The 22945-nt window shown below is 48.4% G+C and carries 19 protein-coding genes and 1 pseudogene; 6 read left to right on the top strand and 14 right to left on the bottom strand.

Features of this window, described 5'->3' with window-relative positions:
- Nucleotides 1–41 precede the first annotated feature (41 nt).
- The 6 genes and pseudogenes from ACMAZB_RS01950 (at nt 42) to ACMAZB_RS01925 (ending at nt 9761) form a co-directional block, all read left to right on the top strand.
- The gene (locus ACMAZB_RS01950) at nt 42–1091 is read left to right on the top strand and encodes a hypothetical protein (RefSeq protein ID WP_435219123.1); all 1050 of its coding nucleotides are present in this window, start codon (nt 42–44) and stop codon (nt 1089–1091) included.
- A 391-nt stretch (nt 1092–1482) separates the two neighbouring features.
- On the top strand, nt 1483–5106 hold the full coding sequence (locus ACMAZB_RS01945) for a glycosyltransferase (RefSeq protein ID WP_435219121.1): 3624 nt from the start codon (nt 1483–1485) through the stop codon (nt 5104–5106).
- Nucleotides 5107–5906: 800 nt separating this feature from the next.
- Nucleotides 5907–7361, top strand: a complete 1455-nt coding sequence (locus ACMAZB_RS01940) for a hypothetical protein (RefSeq protein WP_435219119.1) — start codon at nt 5907–5909, stop codon at nt 7359–7361.
- Nucleotides 7362–7666: 305 nt separating this feature from the next.
- Nucleotides 7667–8385 (top strand): annotated as a pseudogene (locus ACMAZB_RS01935) (NAD-dependent epimerase/dehydratase family protein).
- Between the two features lie 16 nt (nt 8386–8401).
- Nucleotides 8402–8587 (top strand): hypothetical protein, encoded by a 186-nt coding sequence (locus tag ACMAZB_RS01930; protein ID WP_435219117.1) that lies wholly within the window; start codon nt 8402–8404, stop codon nt 8585–8587.
- A gap of 205 nt (nt 8588–8792) precedes the next feature.
- A complete protein-coding gene (locus ACMAZB_RS01925; protein ID WP_435219115.1) occupies nt 8793–9761 on the top strand; it encodes an NAD-dependent epimerase/dehydratase family protein in 969 nt (322 codons plus the stop codon).
- Between the two features lie 58 nt (nt 9762–9819).
- On the opposite strand, the gene ACMAZB_RS01920 is transcribed toward ACMAZB_RS01925, so the two are convergent.
- The 14 genes from ACMAZB_RS01920 to ACMAZB_RS01855 all read right to left on the bottom strand — a co-directional run bounded on the left by ACMAZB_RS01920 (nt 9820) and on the right by ACMAZB_RS01855 (nt 22685).
- Complete coding sequence (locus tag ACMAZB_RS01920; protein ID WP_435219113.1) at nt 9820–11127, bottom strand: hypothetical protein; 1308 nt, start codon at nt 11125–11127, stop codon at nt 9820–9822.
- Nucleotides 11124–11999 (bottom strand): hypothetical protein, encoded by an 876-nt coding sequence (locus ACMAZB_RS01915; protein WP_435219111.1) that lies wholly within the window; start codon nt 11997–11999, stop codon nt 11124–11126. The genes ACMAZB_RS01920 and ACMAZB_RS01915 overlap by 4 nt, the downstream gene beginning before the upstream one ends.
- Complete coding sequence (locus ACMAZB_RS01910) at nt 11996–12682, bottom strand: hypothetical protein (RefSeq protein WP_435219109.1); 687 nt, start codon at nt 12680–12682, stop codon at nt 11996–11998. The genes ACMAZB_RS01915 and ACMAZB_RS01910 overlap by 4 nt, the downstream gene beginning before the upstream one ends.
- Nucleotides 12679–13710: a hypothetical protein gene (locus ACMAZB_RS01905; RefSeq protein WP_435219107.1), complete on the bottom strand. Its 1032-nt coding sequence runs from the start codon at nt 13708–13710 to the stop codon at nt 12679–12681. The genes ACMAZB_RS01910 and ACMAZB_RS01905 overlap by 4 nt, the downstream gene beginning before the upstream one ends.
- Nucleotides 13697–14431 carry an SDR family NAD(P)-dependent oxidoreductase gene (locus ACMAZB_RS01900; protein WP_435219105.1) on the bottom strand — a complete coding sequence of 245 codons (735 nt, stop codon included), beginning with the start codon at nt 14429–14431 and terminating at the stop codon, nt 13697–13699. Before ACMAZB_RS01900 ends, ACMAZB_RS01905 begins: the two co-directional genes overlap by 14 nt.
- A complete protein-coding gene (locus ACMAZB_RS01895; protein WP_435219103.1) occupies nt 14424–15239 on the bottom strand; it encodes an SMP-30/gluconolactonase/LRE family protein in 816 nt (271 codons plus the stop codon). Before ACMAZB_RS01895 ends, ACMAZB_RS01900 begins: the two co-directional genes overlap by 8 nt.
- Nucleotides 15240–15247: 8 nt before the next feature.
- Nucleotides 15248–16159 carry a phosphoglycerate dehydrogenase gene (locus ACMAZB_RS01890; RefSeq protein ID WP_435219101.1) on the bottom strand — a complete coding sequence of 304 codons (912 nt, stop codon included), beginning with the start codon at nt 16157–16159 and terminating at the stop codon, nt 15248–15250.
- 23 nt (nt 16160–16182) lie between these two features.
- Complete coding sequence (locus tag ACMAZB_RS01885; RefSeq protein WP_435219099.1) at nt 16183–16872, bottom strand: cytidylyltransferase domain-containing protein; 690 nt, start codon at nt 16870–16872, stop codon at nt 16183–16185.
- An 18-nt stretch (nt 16873–16890) separates the two neighbouring features.
- A complete protein-coding gene (locus tag ACMAZB_RS01880; RefSeq protein WP_435219097.1) occupies nt 16891–17781 on the bottom strand; it encodes a glycosyltransferase family 2 protein in 891 nt (296 codons plus the stop codon).
- Between the two features lie 9 nt (nt 17782–17790).
- Nucleotides 17791–18531, bottom strand: a complete 741-nt coding sequence (locus tag ACMAZB_RS01875) for a 6-hydroxymethylpterin diphosphokinase MptE-like protein (RefSeq protein WP_435220111.1) — start codon at nt 18529–18531, stop codon at nt 17791–17793.
- A 292-nt stretch (nt 18532–18823) separates the two neighbouring features.
- Nucleotides 18824–19783 (bottom strand): GDP-L-fucose synthase, encoded by a 960-nt coding sequence (fcl, locus tag ACMAZB_RS01870; RefSeq protein WP_435219095.1) that lies wholly within the window; start codon nt 19781–19783, stop codon nt 18824–18826.
- A 2-nt stretch (nt 19784–19785) separates the two neighbouring features.
- The gene (gmd, locus tag ACMAZB_RS01865) at nt 19786–20910 is read right to left on the bottom strand and encodes a GDP-mannose 4,6-dehydratase (protein WP_435219093.1); all 1125 of its coding nucleotides are present in this window, start codon (nt 20908–20910) and stop codon (nt 19786–19788) included.
- Between the two features lie 129 nt (nt 20911–21039).
- Nucleotides 21040–22125, bottom strand: coding sequence for a glycosyltransferase WbsX family protein (locus ACMAZB_RS01860; RefSeq protein ID WP_435219091.1), 1086 nt, complete (start codon nt 22123–22125; stop codon nt 21040–21042).
- Nucleotides 22122–22685 carry a DapH/DapD/GlmU-related protein gene (locus ACMAZB_RS01855; RefSeq protein WP_435219089.1) on the bottom strand — a complete coding sequence of 188 codons (564 nt, stop codon included), beginning with the start codon at nt 22683–22685 and terminating at the stop codon, nt 22122–22124. The genes ACMAZB_RS01860 and ACMAZB_RS01855 overlap by 4 nt, the downstream gene beginning before the upstream one ends.
- Between the last annotated feature and the right edge of the window lie 260 nt (nt 22686–22945).

Raw genomic sequence — 22945 nt, 5'->3', positions numbered from 1 at the left:
GCGCTGTAAAAAGCGCCTCATTTTCGTCGTTGTAGAGAGCCATGAGCGAAACCTCTAAAACTGAACCAAATGAAACAGCGACGCCAGAAATCGCGACGCCCCCCCCTTTACCCAGCGCTGAGGAAGTGAAGAAGGAGAGTGCCGTCTGGATGCCCGCCTTAAAAGAGGCCGCACTGGCTTTCAGCGCCGCCGCGCTGACACTGGTGATTGCTTATATATTTTTGTTTCGCACCCTACACCCTGAATTTTTACCGTATATGGATCGCGGTGTTGCTCCCACGCAATCCTTTTCAGGGAACCAGTTTGTGCCAGTTCGATTTGGTAACGGCGGATATCAGGACGGCGCAGCGCTCATTACCGAATATGAAGATGGCGCGGCCATTTTAGAGCTGCGAGCTTCTTTTCAAGCCGAAGACTATCCCTTCATCAAATTTGACATAGAAGGCCTCACCACGTGGTCTGATGCGTTTGTGTTTTGGCAGGTCGCGGGCGACCCCGGCAATATCCATCGGCTGAAACTCAATCGCAGCTGGGATGAGGTCACTCAAGTCGCCATGCCCTATGGCTATGAAACCTACCGAGGTGAAATCACTAATTTAGCGATTGGTTTCGTCAGCGACCCCACAGATCACGACAACGACGGCGACCCCATATTGTTAAAGGGTGTTGAGCTGCGGCCCTACAGCGCTTGGGGGGTTGCCGAACAAATTTTTGAGGACTGGACTAACCCCCCTCTCTGGCAGGGGTACTCGAATAATATCGTTCGCGGCATTCACGCCAACGGTATGTTGTTTCCCAACGCGGTTGCCAACCTACTGGTTGTAACCGGGGTAGCTCTCGCTGGGCTTTGGCGTTTTCGTAATCGACTGCGAGGTAGAGGCCCCTCGGTGCGACTCTTGGCGGTAGCGCTATGCCTTTGCCTGTATGGATGGGGGTTTAATGATGCGCTACGCTGGCATTGGCGAGTGGCCCAGCTGATGGACACCCATGAGCGGTACGCTGGCCTGCCACTAGAGGAGCGTATTTACAACAATCCGATTCGTTGCGGTCGCAGGGATGATTGCTTCGAACATTTGTTGCCATATTTTTAGACCTTGTGTCGCAGGCTCAGTGTTCTCACTCAACTTGGAATTGGCCGGCATTAAACCCCCGGGATCCGTCACTGTACATTTGGTACCCATTTGTTGCCCTGATTCGACTACCACCGTGTGAATGTCTTCTATTTAGTGGGTCCACTCCCCAAGGCGGGCACCATTCGATTTGCCAAAACCTGACATACGATATGGTGATCACGAAAAATTTCGTTACCCTCGTTACTTCATACTCCCCTGCATGCAACGCGTTGCGATTTGAAAAAGCATCAGCAAACTTGCTAGCGCGTCAGAAAGCCTGCCGATCGAGCACAGACAAGGTGCAACTTATCTGGACTTGGTCCAATGCACTTCATAGACTAGTGAAACACGTACTCTTGCCGACACTCCTGTGAATTCAACGGTTAGTTCTGAACAAGAAATTCTGCTGATCTGCGGCATGCATCGCAGCGGCACCAGCTTGGTCACCAAGTGCTTCGAGCTCTTTGGTTACGGGCTGGGCGAAACCCTGATGGCGGCCAGTGATGACAACCCCAAAGGCTTTTTTGAAGATCTTGATGTCGTTGAGCTAAATGACAGGTTGCTGCAGGAAAATGGCTCCTATTGGGATGCTCCAGTATTTGTGGGCGAACAGCCTCTAGCTTGGACCCATGAACAGCGGGAGGCAGGCACCCAATTACTCAAGATCAAGCTCGCTCATGAGCCTCGACTGGCCATTAAAGACCCCAGATTGTGCTTGCTCTTGCCGTATTGGCGAGCCGTCGCCCAAAACCTAAATATTCCACTCAGACTGTGCCTTGTTTATCGCAACCCCTTAGATATTGCAGCGTCGCTCCACCAGCGCAATGGATTACCACTGCCAATAGGCCTTGGCCTTACACACGCCTACTGGGCGCAGCTAATACTCGATACCGAGCCCGGTAGCTTTGTTGTGGGCTATGACAATTTCCTGCAGGACCCCGCCACTACGCTTAAGGGGATTGAAGAATGGCTAGCAAGGCCTGTAAATGGCGAAGTGGCGGCAGCTTTCGTCGACGGGTTTTTGGACGGCGCCATGCAACACCATGCTCATGATCTTACAGAGCTCAAAGCGGTGCCACTGGTGCCCAAAGGACTGCTTGATGCCGCCGAGGCCCTGAATCATCGCAGCAACCACCGCGAGGTTACTGCCCCAGAGTGGTCAGCAGGCACCGAACTCGACATGAACGCCTTTTCAAATCTTCTTGCGCACCAGCTTTCGGATCGCTTACTCAAGCTAAAAGCCAGTACAGAAAAGGTGACCTTGCTTGAGCTCGAAAGCGCACAGAAGGGGTTTAATGTAGACGATTTAACGCGTCAAAAAGCAGAGCGCGAAAGCCACATACAAGTGTTGCAAGCGCGCATTGTAGAGACTCGAGAAGAATTAGCGATCAGCCAATCTTTTGCCAACGAGCGCGTGGCTGAGCTTGAGAAAACACAGCACGATTTTGAAGCCTCCATTGAGGCGCTTCACAACGAGAAGCTGCAAAGCCAAAGCCTCGCCAACAACTTGTCTGAGGAAGTTGCGGATAAGGCTGCATTGGCTACACATTTAGAAACCGCCAGAGAAGACTTGCTTGCTGAACAGGAAACTGGTCGTCAGCTTAAGCAAACTTTAGGCGATACAGAGGCTCAATTGCGGGTTTTCGAAGGAGAGGTAGATTCTCTGGAAGAGAAATCCGATTGGCTGTTCTATCTGCTTAAAACTGACTACGGCAGAGTTCTTCAGTACGAAGCTTCGTTCTTGGGCCGTCTGCAGCGCTTGGGTCGACGTGTTTATCGGACGCTGACCTTGCAGCGGGGTCGCGCCACCGCCTATGAAGACACCGTCGCTGCGGCACATACTTTCTTCGCTGACCATCAATTAACAGTGCCTGCATCGCCAGCCACAAAATGGCAGCAAATTTTCACCATGGTGCGATATACCTTAAGGCACCCAATTAGTTCACTGCGCAGCATGAGCCCGGCGAGATTTCGAAAGGTGTTGTCGGTAATAAGGTCAAGCGATGCTCAAGACCTTGAAACCTGGGTTGATGCGCGGTTTCCAGAAGCACAGAGTGCCCAAACAATTATCGACTTACCCCCAATACCCGCTGATGAGGTACTAGCCTTTCCGAAAAGCCATAAACCCCTCGTCACTATTTTGATTCCCGTCTACAACGAATGGGTTATTACCCACCGCTGCCTATGGTCGATCCTCCAACACACCGAGGGCGAGTACGAAGTCATTATTGCCGATGACTGTTCGACGGATGAGACCGCCAACATTGCCCAATACGTTACCGGCGTGACCGTGATACGACAGGAACAGAATCAACGCTTCTTAAAAAACTGCAATAGTGCCGCCGAAAAGACGCGTGGGGAATTTTTACTGCTGCTTAATAACGACACAACGGTTACCGAGGGCTGGCTAGCACCGCTTTTAAAGACCTTGGATGCACCCGATGTGGGCATTGTGGGCCCGAAGCTGCTTTTCCCCAACGGCAAGCTTCAGGAAGCCGGCGGGATTATTTGGGACGACGCCTCAGGGTGGAATTACGGACGAGCTGATGATCCCTCCCGTCCTCAATACAGCTACGTGCGCGAAACCGACTATGTGTCTGGAGCGGCACTGATGGTCCGGCGCTCGCTTTGGCAGGAGCTGGGTGGATTTGATGAGACCTTTGTACCCGCTTACTACGAAGATACCGATCTGTGTTTTTCGGCGCGGGCAGCCGGATATAAAGTTGTCTATCAACCGGCATCAGCGGTTGCGCACTATGAAGGCATGACCAATGGCACCGACCTTGGTGGCGGCCAAAAGCAATATCAGGTGGTTAACCAACAGCGATTTCTCGAGAAGTGGCAAGAAGAGCTCACAAATTTTCACTATCCCAATGCCCACCAAGTGTCCCGAGCTCGGGACCGCAGCCGCCACAAGCCCTCGGTGCTGATCATTGATCACTATGTGCCCCACTACGACAAAGATGCGGGCTCACGATCAACCTGGATGTATATCGAACTGATGCTGGAAATGGGATGGCGAGTCCAGCTGATTGGCGCCAATTTTTTTCCTCATCAGCCTTACACGGAAAAACTGCAGCAAATGGGTGTGGAAGTACTAGTTGGCGAGCACATGGCGCGCAATCTTGATCGCTGGTTAACGGACAACTTGAATAACGTTGATCGGATATTTTTACATCGACCCCACATTGCAGAACAATTTCTACCGCACCTTACAAAAATTAAGGAGTGCCCGCCCATTACGTTTATCGGCCATGACCTGCATTTCCTAAGAACCCAGCGCGAATTTGATCTTACGGGCGAGGAAAAGTTGCAAAAAGAGGCCGATAATTGGCGACAGCGGGAATTGGCTGTTATCGGCCAAGTTGATCACACTTTTTATTTTTCTGATGTTGAAGTCGCTGAAGTTAACGCTTTAGCACCTGACGCCGATGTCAGGACACTGCCGCTATATGTGTTGGAACCAATTGAACTGCTGCGCACAAAAACACCAACGCCTGAACTTTTATTTGTTGCAGGGTTTAACCACCCACCTAACATTGATGCTGCAATCTGGCTCGTTGAATCTATTCTTCCATCACTACAAGCCAAAGTACCGGGGTTGCGACTGCACATTGCGGGCTCAAACCCCAGCCAAGCGGTGCTCGACCTCGCAGCTGATGACATCACGGTGCATGGATACGTCAGCGACGAACAGCTCATTGCCCTCTATGGCAGAGCAGCCTGCGCGGTGGTGCCGCTCCGGTTTGGCGCCGGAGTAAAGGGCAAGGTGCTTGAGGCGATCCGATACGGTGTGCCGCTCATAACAACCTCCATTGGTGCTGAAGGCATTCCCGATGCGTTGGACGTTATGAGTATTGCGAATGAGCCAGAAGCATTTGCGGAGGCGGTAATTGATGAACTGCGAAATTCACTGCAGCCCCAAAACAACCGTGAAGAATGGTTAGAAAGACACTTTGGCAAGAAGTCTGCTATCACCTCTCTGACAGATTAACGATCCTCTCCTTTGACTGAATAAATTTCGATAGGTGTCGATGAACCAATTGCTATCTTGGCGTGTGGATATTTAGTGCCTAAGCAACATGATCTATCTCGCCAAATCCAAATATGGCTCCAGTGCCACTTTACCTAGCTGAAATCGTTGGCCGAATGAAATGGTTTTCTAAACTAATTAACGCGACATAACTCAGGAAATACGGTCAGCCCTGTCGGTGGATTTTGATTTACTTTCGTTATTCCAAGCTGACCACAATCTTTGAACAGTTATTCTGCGCTAGGAAGATTTCAGTCAGCTGGTGTGTCGCCAAATAGTAGCTAGCTATCGAAAGTGTTGCATTGCCAGTTCTAAGTCAAAATAGGGCTATGGGGATTTCGCTCAGGATGTTTTGACCTAATAAAAACTGTTAGTAAATTTTGCTGTATCGCACAGCAGAAACGTGTTTAAAAGTGCCGAGCTCACATTTTAACCATTAAAGTATCGGAGGTTTCACGGTTTGGGGCATGTTTGAACAACCCGACTACATTCACGAATAGAATATAAAACAGCGTGATCTTTACTAGCCAACACTAACGTAGGTGGTTGCTGGCTTTTTATTGGCCCTGAACCAAAGAGCACTGCTCTTCCCATTTGCGTGCAAATTGCGGCTCTTTGGAAGGGCAAGGACGCCGAGTGTTCACTAGCAGCAGCACTTACTGATAAGCTAGACCCCACTCCATATTTTTTACTCAGCGTTTGCGGTTCCACTCGACCATAGATACCTAAAACAGCTGGCCTACAGGGTAAACACTGCCACCATGAATGACTCAACTAAATATTCTGAAAACTCCAGTACCGCTTATGACGATGAAATTTCGATCACCGAGCTGCTTCAAAAGCTTTGGAAAAAGCGTGGACTTATCGTTATTTTGCCACTGGTTTGCGCAGGTTTAACAGTAGCGGGCTTGTTGGGGACAAAGGTAGCTGGCAACGAGCACCTCAGTTACTACGTTGAGTTAACGGGTATCAAGGACGCCCAATACCCAAACAGTGTGGCGTTTTCGCCTCAAGATTTATTGAACCCAAAAGTTATCAGTAAAATCTCTGAGCAATTTTCACTTAAGGATGCCAACAAGACCACTAAGCACATTAACATCCAATATGGCACACCTACATCTAATGGCATCCTAGTCGAATATAAATCTGCGCTCTCCGCCAATAGCAAGGCCCCTCCAGAAGAGATTGCAAGAATAAACGATCTATACACTGAGAGGCTTAAATCGGCATCCCTTAGGGGGCTGTCCATTTCAGCAGACTATGCAGCGCTAGGGCTAAGCAAAATAGAGGGCGCTCAGCTTCTTAAAACCCTTCCACAAACGTGGAACGAGGTATTTGCCTCTGAATTTAAAATTTTTATGGATACCGGAGTTCTAGCGCTGTCCAGCAGCTCTAACAACGTCAGGCTAGATACCACTGTAGGTGCTGCAGAAGCAGACAGCTCTCTCAGCGCTATGGCTGAAGGTTTAGAGCAACTGAGAAATGATGCTCGGTTCAGAGCAATTTCTTTCGAAGGCACAACACCTGCTGACGCAGCTCGAGATCTCAAGCTATTCCGAGAACTATATTTCGACCCTATCTTCACATCAAGCTTTACCGAAGCAGGTGGTTTATCCAGCGTTTATCGTAGAGATTTGCAGCTTCAAGTCATTGAATTGCAATCACAACTCACTGAACTTGACTCCAGAATCGCAGTGATCTTGGAGGTTCAGCAACGCTCCTCCAATAAAGGACTGGCCTCAAGTAATAATGCGAGGGGTGACAGCCAAATACAGTTAGAGAGCGATGCACTTGGACAGCTGGTCAGCCTGTCAACAGCTGCAAGCCTAGCCGAATATCTACAAGAAACGCTTAACCAGCGTTTGGATTTTGTTAGCGAGCAAGCAGTCATCAGCACTCGTTTGGCCAAAATGGGTAGCGTCGACGCCAACCTGAAATTGGATACGAATAGCCTAGACGCCAACTTCTACAGCGCTGCGTTTCAAAAGTTTCAGAATCTCCAAGCCAATTACGAAGGGCTTGTCTCGCAAGCGCAGGCAAGCGCATTGGCAGAAACTCCGGCGCTTTACCAAGTAATGACGGAGGTGATGGGAGAAAAGCTTCTACAGCGGCGGGACTTTTTGTTTATTGCTCTGGCGCTTGCGCTGGGAGGAATCGTGGCGGTGATTAGCGCGTTGATTTGGCCGACGAGGGGCAGCCAACAATATCGGGGTTAGAGCGCGGACACGACCCGCATCAGCAAGGTGTGGTACGAAGTAAGTTCGCGCAGTGCTGTGAGGGCCCCTGTTGCACTTTTCAGGTGGTAAAAAGGTTAATGGCCCGTTTTTATTGAGATAAACTAAGGCCTAGCGTTCCACTCTGGCCACAGCGAATTTGATTGGTTTTACGATTTTTTACACATGATTTTATCCCCCTGTTCTTGCTGCTTTAATCAAAGGAATTTAGCCGCCGATATACTCAACGGTTTTCAACAAAGGACTTATCACTGTGCATTTTTTAAGTCACCGGCGGCGAAGGCTATATTGGTTCTCACATAGTTAGAGCCCTACTGCAACGGTGTCACAACACCGTTATCGTGGCTGATTTTTCAACGGGACATCTCTGGGCAACACAGGAACAAGAAGTCCTCGAGGTCGACCTAAAGTGCTTAAATGGGCTCAGAGCCACGGTAGAGAGACGCCAATTTGGCAGTGTTTTTCATTTCGCGGCCAAGTCGCTAGTGGGCGAGTCCAAGCAGCAGCCACTGCAGTATTATCGAACAACTTGGGCGGTACAGCGAACCTTCTTGAGGCCGCACTGGAGAACGGCTGGACTAAGTGCGTGTTCTCGTCCACTGCAGCGGTTTGCGGTAACCCAGTTACAGAAACAATAAGCGAAGACCACCTGAAAGCGGCTATCAATGCCCGTGGACAGACAAAGCTGGCGATGGAGCAGCTACTAGACAGCACCTGTAAAGCTGAAGAAGTTAGCGCCGTTTGTTTATACTATTTCAACGCTGCGGGTGCATCGAGTGATGAGTCAATTGGAGAGGCGCGTGAGCCAGAGACACACCTGATCCCCAACGCGCCTAAAGCTGCGTCAGGAACTGGTCAACCTCAGACAATATTTGGAGATGACTACCCGCCCCCTGATGGCACGTGCATCCGTGACTACATTCATGTTGAGGATTTGGCCGACGTACATTTGAAAACCATGGATTACCTGCAACAACACAGGGTTTGTGGCGTTCAATCGGGGTAATGGGCAAGGATTCTCTGTGAAGAAAGTATTCACCGCGTGTAAAGCCGCAGTGGGCGCCAACATCCCCCATACTATTGGAGCTTGGCGGGAGGGCAATCCGGTCTATTTAGTAGCGGACGCTACGCGAGCTAAAAGCATTCTGGGATGGCAGCCTTATGCTGCACATATTATGGAGATCGTTGGTAGCGCGTGGCGATGGTAGGCTAAAATATCGACGTGAACCCTCTAAATTATTAAGCGGGTATTAGGAAGGGCCATACACGACGGATTGTTTACTTAGAAAATCCAGACCCATATTGCACATACAATACACGCGGCTAAGGGTTTTAAACGCGCAGATCTCAGGCCAGAAAGCGCATGTTCCCGCAGGAAAGTCCGTAAACTACGACAGCAATTGAGGATAAAAAATGATTCATATAATTGGCGGCGCAGGCTTTGTTGGCACACGGCTTGCGCTAGTGCTCGATGCGCAAAGCACAGCCTACAGAATATTCGATAAAGCACTCGATGGCGAAGGCTATTGCGATGTCACAACACCCGACTCTCTTGCCACCCTGCCACCGGCGGATATCGTTATTAACCTAGCTGCCGAGCATCGCGATGATGTGACGCCTCGGTCGTTATATGATGAGGTTAATGTCGAGGGGGCTAAAAACGTATGTGACTATTGTCGCCGCACAACCATTCGGCAAATCATCTTCACAAGCTCCGTGGCCGTGTATGGGTTTGCGCCGGAGGGTACGGCTGAGCGCGGCGCGTTTAATCCCTTTAACGACTACGGCAGAACCAAAATGGAAGCAGAAACTGTTTACAGAGAATGGCTAGCCGAGGACCCAGATAACAGGTCTCTTATAATCGTACGACCGACCGTGATCTTCGGGGAGCAGAATCGAGGTAACGTGTATAACCTACTGCGTCAAATTGCACGCGGCCGATTTGTCATGTTCGGTTCAGGTACCAACCGCAAGTCAATGGCCTATGTGCAGAATGTCGCAGAGTTTTTAGCGTTTAGCACGCAAATTGGGCCCAGAGAGCATGTCTATAACTACGTAGACAAGCCTGATCTCGATATGAACACACTGGTAGGAAGTTGCAGAGCGGTGTTATTTGGGAAGGAAGGGGTCGGTTTAAGAATGCCCGGAAGCTTAGGAATATTGGCGGGGTATGGCTTTGATATGCTGGCAGCACTTACCGGCAAAAAGTATCCTATAAGCTCGATAAGAGTGAAAAAGTTCATGGGCACAACGGCTTTCAGCACTGCGATAAGTGAAACTGGCTTCGTACCCTCATATTCATTAGCCGAAGGTATTGAAAGGACGTTACGGCATGAATTTCTGGAGGATCATAGCGCTGATAAATTGTTTTACACCGAATAAAGTTTCCTGAGTCTGTTCAACCTAGCTCTCTGTTGTCTTACTTAATTCAAGCACCATATTAGACCGTTAAATCACCGCTAAGAGAGGTGCGTTCCCGCCACTCGCTCCGTGAGCTTATCTGATCAATAGATACAGCCAATAGCGTACCAGTGAGGGGCAGCAGCGGGAGAAACATTCGCGAAAAGGACGTGTCGGTCGCTGGTGCGCCATAAACATAAAAATATTCGATTTTCAAAGGAAGGAGACAAATCATCGCAAAACCGATAAATAAAATGGAAATACTGATCTTCAGGCGAACAGTCCACGCTTCTCTTGATCTTTTTGCTATCAAAGCAAAGCAAAACATTAGGATTGCAGTTAATGAAAATGACTGGTTCTTCAAAAATGCGTGCACGATAGAATCAAAATTATTGAAATTTAGTCCTGAAGCAAAGAGATCAAGACCGACTGAATGACCACCCAACTTAACGATGAAGTCAGGCTGGGCAATTCCGAACAGCGGGTCAACGCTAATCTCAGAAAAGGCTAAGAGGCACAGCATGCAAGAGATAATGATGGAAACAAACATTTTCGATCTAACTTGGCAGAACACCAAAAACGCGGCAGCACACACAACAGCCAAATAAAGAAAGCCGCTATCTTTTATCGCAAAAAAGCAAAAGCCAACAAAACCCAATAGCAGTTTGTCCAAAAACGAAGTGCTTGATAGGAGCAACCGGTCGCATAAAAACGGGCTGACTGTAATAAGCGCGCCAATCCACATCTCAGCATACCCAACCAAGAAAACATGATTTAATAGAAGCGGATGCGGTAACAATAGAAACCATAAGAGCGTAAATGCGCGCGCACGTGCGCCAGCATTGCTGTAGCTTACCGCAACCGAGACCGATCCAACCCACAGAACAAAAAGGTCCCAGGCAATAAAGTAATTCGCCCAGCCTGAGGCACCTCGTGCAACAATCGAGTAATAAACGATTAGAGTGTTGGGCTGGTCATTTGCCGCAAAGAAACTAATATTTGAAACCGAATTCGAGACCCTGGCGGCATCTCGAAACCAGAAGCTCAGCCCATCCCACGAGAATGCTGGGGGGGTAAACGCCATAAGAAGAGCGGTGGAAAGCAGCAAAAGGGCAAAAATAAGCGCTGGATGATGCGTCATTGCTGTAAATAAGTCTTCGGCTCTGAAGACCGCACAACAAGATGCTAAAAGCAGAAAATTGATAATAGAAACAATGAGCACACAAAATAACGACGCTAAATCGCCCTGCAGCAGGTTACCCCAAGTGAGCTGCGCAAGGAATATTGCTAACACCACGGCAATTTTTACTGTCAAAAGCAGCCAAGTACTCAAGAAAGGAGTTTTCAAAGCAACATTCTCGCGCTGCTGAAGAAAAATCCCACGAGGTTACCTAAGAGACACAAAACCAAAAAGATCAACCTGTTCGCCGAGCTCAGAAATCGATCACTGTAGCAAACCGCAACGAATGCAGATGGAACCGCTAGAAAGAACGCCACACGATTACCCAGCTTAGGAATGACAAACCAGCACGCCAGAGCCAACAAAAAGTAAACCAACCATAGGGATTGCACATGTGCCCGACCCGACATAACTCCCAATAAACCTAGAGGTAGTAAGGAAATAGCCAGCAAAAACAGCATCGGGTAAAACCCTACTTCAAATGCGCTTAGATAACCCAAGACTCCCGAGATCTTAAGGTAAATCGCTGCAAATAGCAGCACAGTACTCGAAAAAATGGCTAACTTAATAGACGCTGCATAAGCGAGCGGCGCCAGAAACACACTCCCCTTGTGGAGGGTCATTGCGAAAAAGAGAGGCCCTAGCCTTTCCCTTTCTGACAAAAAGGCGCAAAATATCAAAGCGCTGGTGAAGGCCAAGTAGGAATTTGCGAACCCGAAGATAGTGAATGGCGAGGTGAGTAACAGCAAAAAAAAAGTTGCCCTTGATTGTTTGCGAAGATTCTTTGCAACTGAAATTTTCGCCAAAGCTAATGCATTTGCATAGAAAAAGAACCATTCATAACGATAGTCGGAAAATAGTTCTCCAGCGATCGAGAATGCAGACTCTGGCCAAACATGCCCTTGATACCCCTTCAACCAAGTGTAGGTGTAGTTCCTGTGATCTAAGGAAAGGTTATCGTCAAAAATGAGAGCAGCATTCAGACCTGCTAGCGCCAGGAATAAAAAAAACGTCCACGCTCCCGAGGCTTTGAACTTCAAGCTTTAACCCCAAGGAGGCGCTTTATTAGCCATTTCAAGTTACAAAACATCCAAAAAACAATTGATACGACTGGCGCAGACTTCCACAATTGATGAGCGATTTCACGATCTCTTTCTTTGTGTCGAACGGTTGAGAGGCCGCCCTTATAAAATACCACAGAGCCCACTGGGTATTTGCTAGCGCCACGTATGTTAGGGAACGAAGCGCGAATCACACCAAAGTCTGCGCTCACGCGATATTTTTCGTTGTATGGTTGATGATCTCTTGGTAAAAGAACCGCCTGATGACAGTAACCTCTCCCAAACACTGTAAAGTGGAAACCCGGAGAGGAGTATCGGCTGGCGAGCGCACCAACAACCCGATACTTCAAAATGCCCACGTCATCGACAACTTTAAGTGGGTCCCCCTCGATTTCATCACCAGCGTTTAAGTAGAGCACGATCGGTGTCCTGACATGTTGGCGGCCAACATTCATCGCTGAATAAACCCCGTGGCCTGGATCGACCACCACATCAACCTGCAATCCTTTGCAAAGTTCCTGCACACGTACGACATCAGGAGTTACAACCACATACTGACCTGGTTTTGTCTCTTGAGAATAGACTGATGCAAGTGTTTTGATCAGTCCGTCCTCGTCATCTTTCACAACGGTTACGATGGTGATGAGTTCGTTTTCTGTCACAAGGTCAACATATTATTTGCAATTGCGCTAAAAGGATCTTTCTCGTGGTGTTCCGCCCATCCGGCAACATATTCAGGGTACATAGGGACCTGCAGCAAGCCGTCCATTGGTTGGTGACCAGAAAGGGCGAGACGCGCTACTTTGCGCCCCTTGGAGAAGGGCTCTAGGATCAACGTAGAATAATCAGTGAGATACAGTTCCGAGCTCGGTAACTGCCAAACGTTATCGCCTATTTGTTGTTCTAGCCCCAAGCGGACATAGAGTAGACGGTTTGAACGCTGATGCAAAAAAAGCTGCACACTCCAACCATCGCGCTCAAGCAACTCAAGCGCTGACTTTAACGCTGTTTTATAAGCTTTTTCACTTATGCGCCCGTCTTCAACCAGTGATTGGCAAATGAACGTTGCTGACTTTTCCGGGGGGCAGGAATTATCCATACGTCCAGAATCCAAATAGCCAACCGTGAGGTAATCGTTGACCGCCTCTCCTAAAATAGTACGATATAGATCCACTTGTGCATCGTCATAGACGTAGGCTGTGTTTATTTCCGTATGGCTATTTTGAAGAAAGACCGATACATACTTATTGCTGACGAATGCAGACTTCACGAGCGTTAACAGCGCGCGCCAAGTGAATATGTGCGGATATCGACCCTTACATTTGAAGTAGGACCTCAAATAGTAACCAGCCTTCAGCTTCAGCAGCCCAACTAGAGAGAATATATTCCGTTCTAGTCTTTCTTTAAACAGGCCATGTTGTACGTAATACACAGGCACATTATTCTGGGCAGCCGTGGAGGCTATACAAAGATCAGGTACTCTGTGGCCAAATACGACTAAGCCATCTACGCCCTCCCATCCCTCACCATTCAGTAGTGACCAATAGCCAGCGTCCTCCGTGCTGAGGAGACCGCAATTGGCCACACTACCTATCGCCTGAGACAGTTTTTCGGGCAGCCGAGACAGAAGTAACGGCGTAAGATCAAAAAGTACAAACGTCTGTCTCCTGACCTGCTCAGCCTGGGTCATGGAGAACACCACTTATCCCGCCGTCGAGATTCCAAAGAGCACCGTTAGAAAATGGTAATGAATCGCCTATCAGCAGACTCACCATTTTTCCAACCTCATTAATACTCCCAACGATTCCCGCAGGATGAAATGAGTTGAGTTCGTTTAAACCTTGAGGGTTATTTTCAAACCCTGCGGTTAACATGGGTGTCGCTATGGCAGCAGGCACTATTGCACAAACTTTTATATCCCCCCCCAATTCCACCGCCATGGCCCGAGTCAGTCCCTCTATTGCACTTTTACTTGTTGCATAGGCAACAAAACCCGGCTTGGTCAACTTCGAATGGATACTTCCAATATTTACGATCGTACCATGGGATTTCTTAAGGTGGTCAAAAGAAGCCTTGGCCAGTACAAATGGCGCAACACAATTAACCTGCAAACTATTAATCACATGTTCTACCGTGAGTTCATTAAAGGGACATACAATTTGTAGCGCTGCATTGTTTACCAGTCCAACAAGCCGGTCCGCATTAATAGCTTCTGCTAGCTGTTCACTCAACTCATCAACTCCCGCAGTAGAGTTAAGACTAGACAGATCAATCTTAAGAGAATCTTTTCCGGGTTCATAAACGTCTGCTACATCTATGCCTATTACGCGGTATTTGCGGTCACGCAAAGTACGCACTACGGCACTGCCCACCCCCCCTGCCGCCCCAGTTACAATAACCACATCAGTCATCAAAAAAAGCCCTCAAGGGGAGCCTAAGCAAATACCCAGAACCTTCATACTGACTCAACTGCGACTGCGTCATTCCTTCAGTTGCTGTCGTGACCCAGAGCTCGTTGAAGCTATTATTTTCTTGGACACTCGTCGGCTGAAGTGCAGGCACGGCAAACTCAGCAATAATCTCCCCATTCATGTTGAACTTGGTCACGCACCCCGCACCCCACATTGCGATGTAGACGTGGTCGTCAGAGGCTAGAATTCCCCCATCAGGTGTGCCTGTTTGACATCGAAAGTCATGCCATATTTCGGGTGAATCGTTTTGGGCGCTCAAAGATTCTATGTCATAACACCATGTGACTTGCGCTAGAGAATCGGATATGAGCAATGAATTCCGCTGCTCCAATGACAGTTCAACAAACGTGTTGGGGATGGCTATACCCGTGAGAATAACCTCTGCCACGCCATTCCGGTAGCGAACAACATCGCCGGTATTCTCTCGTGGCTCCAAGTCCATACGGCCCACCAAAATATCGCCGTTCCTCAGGATACATGCGTCATTAGACCTGCTTTCGCCCTTCCAGCTGAGTGGTGGTGCAACACATAAAGTTTCGTATTGGCCTGCATCTAAGTCCAAACGAGACAGCCCCGACTCTGTGGCCAACGTCACCTTCCGCCCCTGAACTGCAAGCACCTTGCTTGCCACTTCTGGCAGAGCAAAAACTGTATTCGCCGCTCCATCGTTCGAGAAAAGCATCTTTTTGGGAATATCCACCCACCAACCATGGCCTTCATCAGAAACAAGCAGCCCCTCTCCCAGCATGCACCGCACTAAACTTTCACCATCGCAAAAAACTCAGCGAGCTTTTCGATTGCTAATTCGCTTGTTCTTAAAACCGCATCTGCAGTATTCGACGCGTTATGCGAGCCGAAAACGCAGCTCTCAAACAGCCTCAATGGGCTGTTAATCGAAAGCGGCTCCTGCTCGAATACATCAAGCGCAGCTGAGTGCACCGTGCCGCTCTCCAGCGCCCGTATAAGGGCTTGCTCGTCGATTACCGGCCCACGACTCACATTAACGACTCTGACCCCTTGTTTGATTTTTGAAAAAGTGTGTGCATCTAACATGTGGTGTGAGGAAGAGGTCAATGCGCACGTAATTACCACAAAATCGGCACGATCCAAGTTCTTTGGCCACGGCGCTAGCTCAATCTCCGAAGTAATAGCTTCCGGGGGAGCCACCGGATCATAGCCAATAACGTGCATGTCTGCAGCGAGGAGCCGCTTGGCGACGTTGCCACCAATATCCCCCAAGCCAACGATTGCAACAGTCTTTCCAGCGAGAGAAATCCCTGCGGGTTTGGGCCACCCTCCCTTGCGAACCTCCCTATCAATAAAGAAGGTTTCTCGGGCTAATCCAATAACATAACCAACCGCAATATCGGCAACCTCGGCGCCAAACATGCGAGGCGTATTAGATATAGGAATCTCAAGCTCGTGACACGCATCAAAATCGACGTTATCTGTACCTATGCCCCATTTAACTGCTGCCTTAAGCCTTCCCGCCCGGCCAGCCTGAAAAACCGCTCGTGTAGCTGGATCATCTCCTATAATCCAGCCATCGTGATTGGGCAGAAGAGCTAATAACTTTTCTTCTGAAAGCGTTTGTGTGACCTTAGGCGCAGTCACCTCCCAGCCGAGCTTTTTAAACGTTGACTCGAATGCCCCCACTGAAGCTAGCATAGGTGGGCAAGTTATAAGAACTTTCAATTGGGCATCTCACTTCTTGATTCGAACAAAGGCGCAACGAGCTCAGCCATCTCCCAGTCAACGGGTGTATCTATATCAATAGATTCGAAGCGCGGAGTCTCAAACATGATCGGATTCCGTCCGATTCTTGCTTCTGTTGAAGAGAAACTCTCTCTCGTAAATAGATACAAGCATGAGTTCTCTTCATACCACGGCTCAAGATCCTGAGTCTGAACCAGACTCGCGGAATCGTGGTTTATCGCAGAACCGTCTGTGCGATAAAACCGGGTTTGGAATCGATTTACAGAAAACAATGAGTCTGCTGACCCAGATACGAGGGCATTCTTGAATTTATTCAATGCTGTAGTGATGGTAGCTACACTGAGAAAAGGATTCGTTGTGTGCGTCATCAAAAAAGTACTTGCCGTGTCAAATGCTACATCACTGGCAAGAATTTTGTTCATTGAAACAGCATCCCCTCTCAGGGCCAAATCCCTTTCTCGTAAAATGATACGCCTATCATTCAGCAGACAGGGGTCACTCAGGAGAACCGTCGCATCTGTGTTGATAATGACGCGCTCAACAGCACCCACAGCAAGTAGATTATCAAGTATCCACCGGTATAAAGGTCTGCCGCACAATGGCTTAAAATTCTTACCTGGCACGCGTTGACTGTTAGCCTTCATCGGCAAAAGAGCCGTCACCATAACTCTCCCCTCTTCATATCAGTCAATGAACCGCTTGGGATAAAAATAAGTCTCTTTCTTCTGCCGCGATATCGCTCTATGCAAGTGATTTCCCTTGTAAGTGCCGGAAAACTGCGCCGTACGAAATCGAATTATCCCCATTATCTCTTTAAAAAAAACACCCTTCTGCCATGCCGATAGCGCATCGTGAAATACGCCAGCACATATATAGCGCAACGCATCCCATACACTCACCTGAACTTCAGGCATTATCGACTGCAGCGCATAAGACTCTCTCTCATACCTTCGCTGGGTCTGTTTCCAAGTCTCATCATGAATATGGAATACACTGGCGTCAGCGCAATAAGCAACCTTACCCCCCAATGCCAGAAGGCGTTTAGCAAAGTCCATGTCCTCTAGGCCGGTCAACTCCTCATCAAACTTTAATTTTACCCAAGCTTCCCTTGAAATTGAGGAGTTCGCATTGTTTACAAAAAATCCGTCTTGCGGCACCGCAGAAGTATCAGGGTAATATTTTTTGAACAGTTCGTTTTCGCTAAATTTAGTCGGATGCCTACCAACTTGACGGCCGTATGTATACTCCGCAACTCCTTTTGAGATTGGCTCTATTAAATTCTCCAACCATTGCAAACTTGAGGGGACACAGTGGCCCGAGATAAAGACCAGCATGTCTCCCGAAGATGCCTCACAACCAACATTCAATGATCGGCCGAAGGTAAACTGAGTTTTTTCTATACGCGCAATTTTACAATTATAGCCCGACGCAATCTCGAGAGTCCCATCCACAGAACCAGAGTCTACAAGTACAACTTCAAGTTCTTGCGTGCCTACTTCTTGCTCTCGGATAGACTGAAGAAGTTCAGGGAGATATCGTTCTTCGTTCAAAGTTCTTATTACAATTGAAATCACAATAACATCCTATGCACTACTTCTCGCATCAGCTAAAAAATCAGCCAATGAAACACGATCGAAGATATCGAGATCACCGCCCTCTGTGCAGTTTACAATAAGTCGACCGTGTGTTTCATAAACATGACGCGCCCGTCGATACGCCATCTCTGACTCAAAGAGATCGGGAAGCTGCCAAATATCGCCGTCTGAGAAATATTTAGGATCAAAATGATTAGGGTCGTCTCCCACAGCTGCGACTGCTTCATTGGGCGGGCCTTTGGTGGCAAAATTGTGGTCACAACCAACTAGTGCCACTTTCGTAAAACCCAAATAAAATGCAATCTGGAGGGCGACGTAGGTGACCGTATGCCCCTGAGGTATTGACTCTGCTATGTCGAACGAGAAACCTGCTCCCGTGCCATTAAAAATATATTGCGAGGGCCCATTTCCAAACCCATAGCGCGAAGCGTGCTTTTCCGCGAAAACTGGTATTTCAGTGTTGATATAAAACTGCATGTTCTGTTTTATGACGTAAGGATTTACGACAGCAATAAATGTGGGCCTGAATGAGGAGCGCTCGAAAAGCAAATTAATCTTATTCAGACCGATTGTTTTCACTCTATCCAATGAGTAGAAATCTACTTCATTCAACGATGGTCCGTTGCAAAGAATTACGCATGACTCATCGCGATACTTGTCTTTCAGTCTGCTCAATTGTCTGCGCGCAGAAATTCCTCTCCAGCTCAGCCCCCAGCCTAGGTCAAGCATCGCTCTTAAAAGGTTTCGCAATGGCCGATAAAAATAACTACGCTTAAGTGAGCTCACCTTACCATCCTCAAAATTTCCAACATATTTTCCGCATCAATGTCGACAGGCGAAGCTTTTTAATCAATCTGTAATACCAACTAATTAAAATGATCTATTGAATTGGTGCTTTTTCACCAACATTAGCACTCGCTTCGCTTTTAACTTTTTCTTAAAGCAGCGCACCTGCCTGTGGCGGAACGCAGCGTCGGCAGACCAACGCGGGCCCTATTTGAGATTACACCTAACAGCTCGTTCACTGCTCGACATACCACTTATAGACACTCTGAATACCGTCTATTAGTCCTATGCGGGGCGTCCAACCAGTAGAAATTAACAGCTCACTGTTCATTAGCTTTCTGGGCGCACCGTCAGGCTTAGAAACGTCGAATCTCAGATCACCTCCGTAACCAACTTCAGCTCTAATCAGATTTGCCAGATCCTCAATGGAGTATTCTTTACCGTTGCCCACATTGATGTGTGATCGCTGAGGCAAAGTCAGCTTAGCGAGGGGGTCTCTGCCCATCCTCATAACATGCAAACAAGCCGATGCCATATCGTCAACGTGAAGAAACTCCCGCAATTGACGACCCGTCCCCCAAATATCTACTACTGGGTCAGCAGCTCGTTTAGCTTCATGAATTCGTCGTATCAGAGCCGGCACCACGTGACTGTTCTCTAGGTGAAAGTTATCCCCAGGGCCATATAAGTTAGTAGGCATTACTGAACGGTAGTCTCGGCCAAATTGCCGGTTATAACTCTCGCAGAGCTTGATACCGGCAATCTTAGCTATCGCATAGGGCTCATTTGTCGGCTCTAACATACCAGTTAGCAACGCATCTTCGCGCATAGGTTGCTCGGCGTCCTTTGGGTAAATACAAGAGGATCCCAAGAACAATAAATGCTGCACTCCATTTTGATGGGCCGCGTCAATCACATTTGACTCAACCATGAGGTTTTGGTAAATGAATCCAGCCGGGTAAGTGTCATTAGCATAGATACCACCTACCTTAGCGGCTGCCAAATAAACCTCATCTATGGGGTTTTCAGCAAAGAATCGCCTCACCTGGGCTTGGTCAGTCAGGTCTAATTCATCGCGGCTCCGAGTAATAATATCTACCGAAGGGTCTTGCTCTAACTGCCGAACAATAGCGCTGCCCACCATACCGCGATGGCCAGCAACAAAAACTCGAGTCTTGTCTATTTTACTGGTCACGGTTAGTGAGAATCCTCAACAGATACAGCCACGTGGTGCCCATGCGCCTTTAAAAACGCATGGCGCTGTGCGTCTGCCAAATCAGCCGCCACCATTTCAGCACACATCTCGCGTGCAGTAATTTCAGGCTCCCAACCGAGGTTGGCTTTTGCCTTGGCAGGGTGACCCAGCAAGGTCTCAACCTCGGCGGGCCGGAAATACCGCTGATCAACCTTAACGATAATATCGCCAACACTCAGACTAGGTGCATTATTGGCCGTAATGGCTGTGACTTGGCCTACCTCTTCCACACCCTCGCCATTAAAGGTTAGGGTGACACCCAGGTCCTCTGCTGCCCAGGTAATGAAATCGCGCACTGAATATTGCTTACCGGTGGCAATAACATAATCTTCGGGGGTGTCTTGCTGAAGCATTAGCCACTGCATGCGAACATAATCTTTGGCATGGCCCCAGTCACGCAGCGCGTCCATGTTGCCCATGTATAAACACTGCTCCAGCCCCTGCGCAATATTCGCCAACCCCCTAGTAATCTTGCGGGTCACAAACGTTTCACCGCGCTTGGGCGACTCATGGTTAAACAAAATGCCGTTGCAGGCATACATGCCGTAAGCTTCGCGGTAGTTTACGGTTATCCAGTAGGCATAGAGCTTGGCGACCGCATAAGGCGAGCGCGGGTAGAAAGGCGTGGTTTCTTTTTGCGGCGTTTCCTGCACCAACCCGTACAGCTCTGAGGTGGACGCCTGATAAAACCGAGTGGTCTTCTCTAGGCCCAGAAATCGAATGGCCTCTAGCAACCTTAGCGCTCCCGTGGCGTCAACATCGGCAGTGTACTCAGGCGATTCAAATGACACGGCCACGTGCGATTGTGCGCCCAAATTATAAACCTCATCGGGCTTCACCTCGCTAAGAATGCGGGTCAAGTTTGACGAATCGGTGAGATCACCATAGTGCAAAATTAACCGGCGGTGATCCACGTGGGGATCTTGGTATAAATGGTCAATACGCTGGGTATTAAATTGCGAGGCACGTCGCTTAATGCCGTGCACCTCGTACCCTTTTTCTAGCAAGAACTCAGCTAGATAGGCGCCGTCTTGGCCGGTAATACCGGTAATGAGTGCTTTTTTCAAAATAGACCTGTTAGCCTGACTATTACTGCTGTGTGTTAAAGAAAAAACCATGATGCTTTTTACATCGCTGCGACCTATTCGCAGGGTTACTTCAAGGGACGCTTGACTCCGTCAAAAGATTGGCATGCCTCAAGGTTCTGACAAATCCTCGCATACTTCCTTAAAGGCGTTTAAAAAAGCGCGTCCATATCTACGATCTGGCTCTAAGTAATTCCCTTCTGCCCACTCATTCCAACTCTTTATAAACAACGGAAACTCCTCTTCTATGTGCCTTGAGCGGGCCACGGCATCTAACAAGTGCTTTTTCCAAAGATCCGGCTTACGCCCTCTTAAAATAAAAGCATTACGGCCCAAGCGTGGCGTAGTATCCCACCCCGGAACTAAGGAGGGCCACTCCCCCTCCTCTATCATTCCAGGTTTTAAAAAATACCGAATAGCATCTTGGTAATCCTCAACTCGCAGCCCAACCAACCCTCGAAGCTTCCGATACAAGAACGACAGATAACGGTTACGGTGGCCTTCGTTCTCGATAAAGCGATGCCTGCTGTAGGCGCTAGCATCAAATCCCATTGACTTCGCCTGACCGACCGACAATCCTTCGCCTACAAAATAAAAGTCAGGAATTCGCTCGAGCTGCGCTAACGTTCTCCAACGCTCTACAAATTGGTGTGTATCTGGCAGATCTCTTGGCTTAAATATATAAAATAAAAGCCTGCCTCGTAACTTAAAGTACCTCTCATCTTCAAAAGACGGCAATAACTCGTAAAAGTGCGCATCTATATCAGCTTTTCCAGGGTACCGCTGCTTTATGAGTAATCGATTTTTTGCTCCAAAAAAAACACCTTTCCAATCGTGATTGGCCCAACCTAGGCAGAAAGGCAAACGAACTTGCTCATTCCTAAGTAGCAAATTTCTAGGGCCGTCGAGCAGCATGCGCCCGTCGCCCAACCAATAATGCCAGTAACAAAAGGCATCCAAGCCAGAAGCAAGAGCTAGCTCGCTCTGCGCTGCTTGATCAGCTGGGTTTAAGAGATTATAGAAGCCAAGGTCTGCTGGAATGTTCGGCTGCTCATGCCCCTTAAATAGTGGGCGTGCCGATGAAGTAGTTACCCACTCGGTAAACCCATCACCCCACCACTCGTCATTTTCCGGTATCCGGTGATACTGTGGCAGATAGAACGCGATAAACTTCTGTTTACGTGAATTTGACTTCACTCCACCGTTCTCACTACGTTGGCTGGAACTCCCACCACCAAGCTGTTGCTTCCAACTGACTTGGACAATACGCTGTTTGCGCCAATTATACAGTTATCGCCCACTGTTACGCCTGATAGAATCGCAACTCCTTCTCCAATCCACACGTTTCGGCCGATCTTAACTCCTCCCTTACAAGTCAAGCTCTGGTCTTTATATAGCGTCAGGCCGTTGCTGAGGCTTCCGTGGTCGTGATCGACGATCACTACGTTCGAACCTATCAGACAACCTTCTCCAACCTCTACGAGAGACACCGCCCCAATGTGCACGTTGAAATTAAAGGACACATTATCTCCTATGACTATGCGCGGGTTATATTGAAATTTTCGGTAGTTAGTTATTGCCTCGACCCGCAGACCGGGCCCTGAGCTCACGTTGCTGCCGAAAGATATACACTCCGCTCCCCTGATGTAGATCGGTGGACGGCCCTGTATTCCGAGTGAAAGGGGCCACCAAAAATACGACCTGAATAAATTTATAAATAGAGATGCAATTCGCTTTAATGACCGTCGAGTGCGCATGGGCTAGATTAACCTCCGACCGCTAGTAATAACGAGTATAAAGAATAGAAAAATTGCCCATTTTTGGACATGACCCAGCTAGCACAACCTTCGCCAAGCCCATATAGATCTCTCTCCGACGGATGCAAGACCCCAATCTGCCACTGCCCAGCTATGCATCTAAATCATGATGGCATATAGACACCACTAGCAAATAGGGGTGGTTTAACGGATGCATGGTGTAATTTCCAATTGTGATTAAGTGATAAACTGCATGCATA

Origin of the sequence: Luminiphilus sp. nBUS_07 (assembly GCF_051201685.1) — a bacterium.
In the GTDB taxonomy this organism is placed as follows: Bacteria; Pseudomonadota; Gammaproteobacteria; order Pseudomonadales; family Halieaceae; genus Luminiphilus.
Note: the sequence above shows the minus strand (reverse complement) of the source record. Positions and strands in the feature narration are given on the sequence as shown.

What these genes read in the sequence shown, in the direction of transcription:
- ACMAZB_RS01950 (WP_435219123.1), top strand. Translation starts at nt 42, where the DNA reads ATGAGCGAAACCTCTAAAACTGAACCAAATGAAACAGCGACGCCAGAA.
- ACMAZB_RS01940 (WP_435219119.1), top strand. Translation starts at nt 5,907, where the DNA reads ATGAATGACTCAACTAAATATTCTGAAAACTCCAGTACCGCTTATGAC.
- ACMAZB_RS01925 (WP_435219115.1), top strand. Translation starts at nt 8,793, where the DNA reads ATGATTCATATAATTGGCGGCGCAGGCTTTGTTGGCACACGGCTTGCG.
- ACMAZB_RS01905 (WP_435219107.1), bottom strand. Translation starts at nt 13,710, where the DNA reads ATGACCCAGGCTGAGCAGGTCAGGAGACAGACGTTTGTACTTTTTGAT.
- ACMAZB_RS01900 (WP_435219105.1), bottom strand. Translation starts at nt 14,431, where the DNA reads ATGACTGATGTGGTTATTGTAACTGGGGCGGCAGGGGGGGTGGGCAGT.
- ACMAZB_RS01895 (WP_435219103.1), bottom strand. Translation starts at nt 15,239, where the DNA reads ATGCTGGGAGAGGGGCTGCTTGTTTCTGATGAAGGCCATGGTTGGTGG.
- ACMAZB_RS01890 (WP_435219101.1), bottom strand. Translation starts at nt 16,159, where the DNA reads ATGCTAGCTTCAGTGGGGGCATTCGAGTCAACGTTTAAAAAGCTCGGC.
- ACMAZB_RS01885 (WP_435219099.1), bottom strand. Translation starts at nt 16,872, where the DNA reads ATGGTGACGGCTCTTTTGCCGATGAAGGCTAACAGTCAACGCGTGCCA.
- ACMAZB_RS01875 (WP_435220111.1), bottom strand. Translation starts at nt 18,531, where the DNA reads ATGCTTGACCTAGGCTGGGGGCTGAGCTGGAGAGGAATTTCTGCGCGC.
- ACMAZB_RS01855 (WP_435219089.1), bottom strand. Translation starts at nt 22,685, where the DNA reads ATGCGCACTCGACGGTCATTAAAGCGAATTGCATCTCTATTTATAAAT.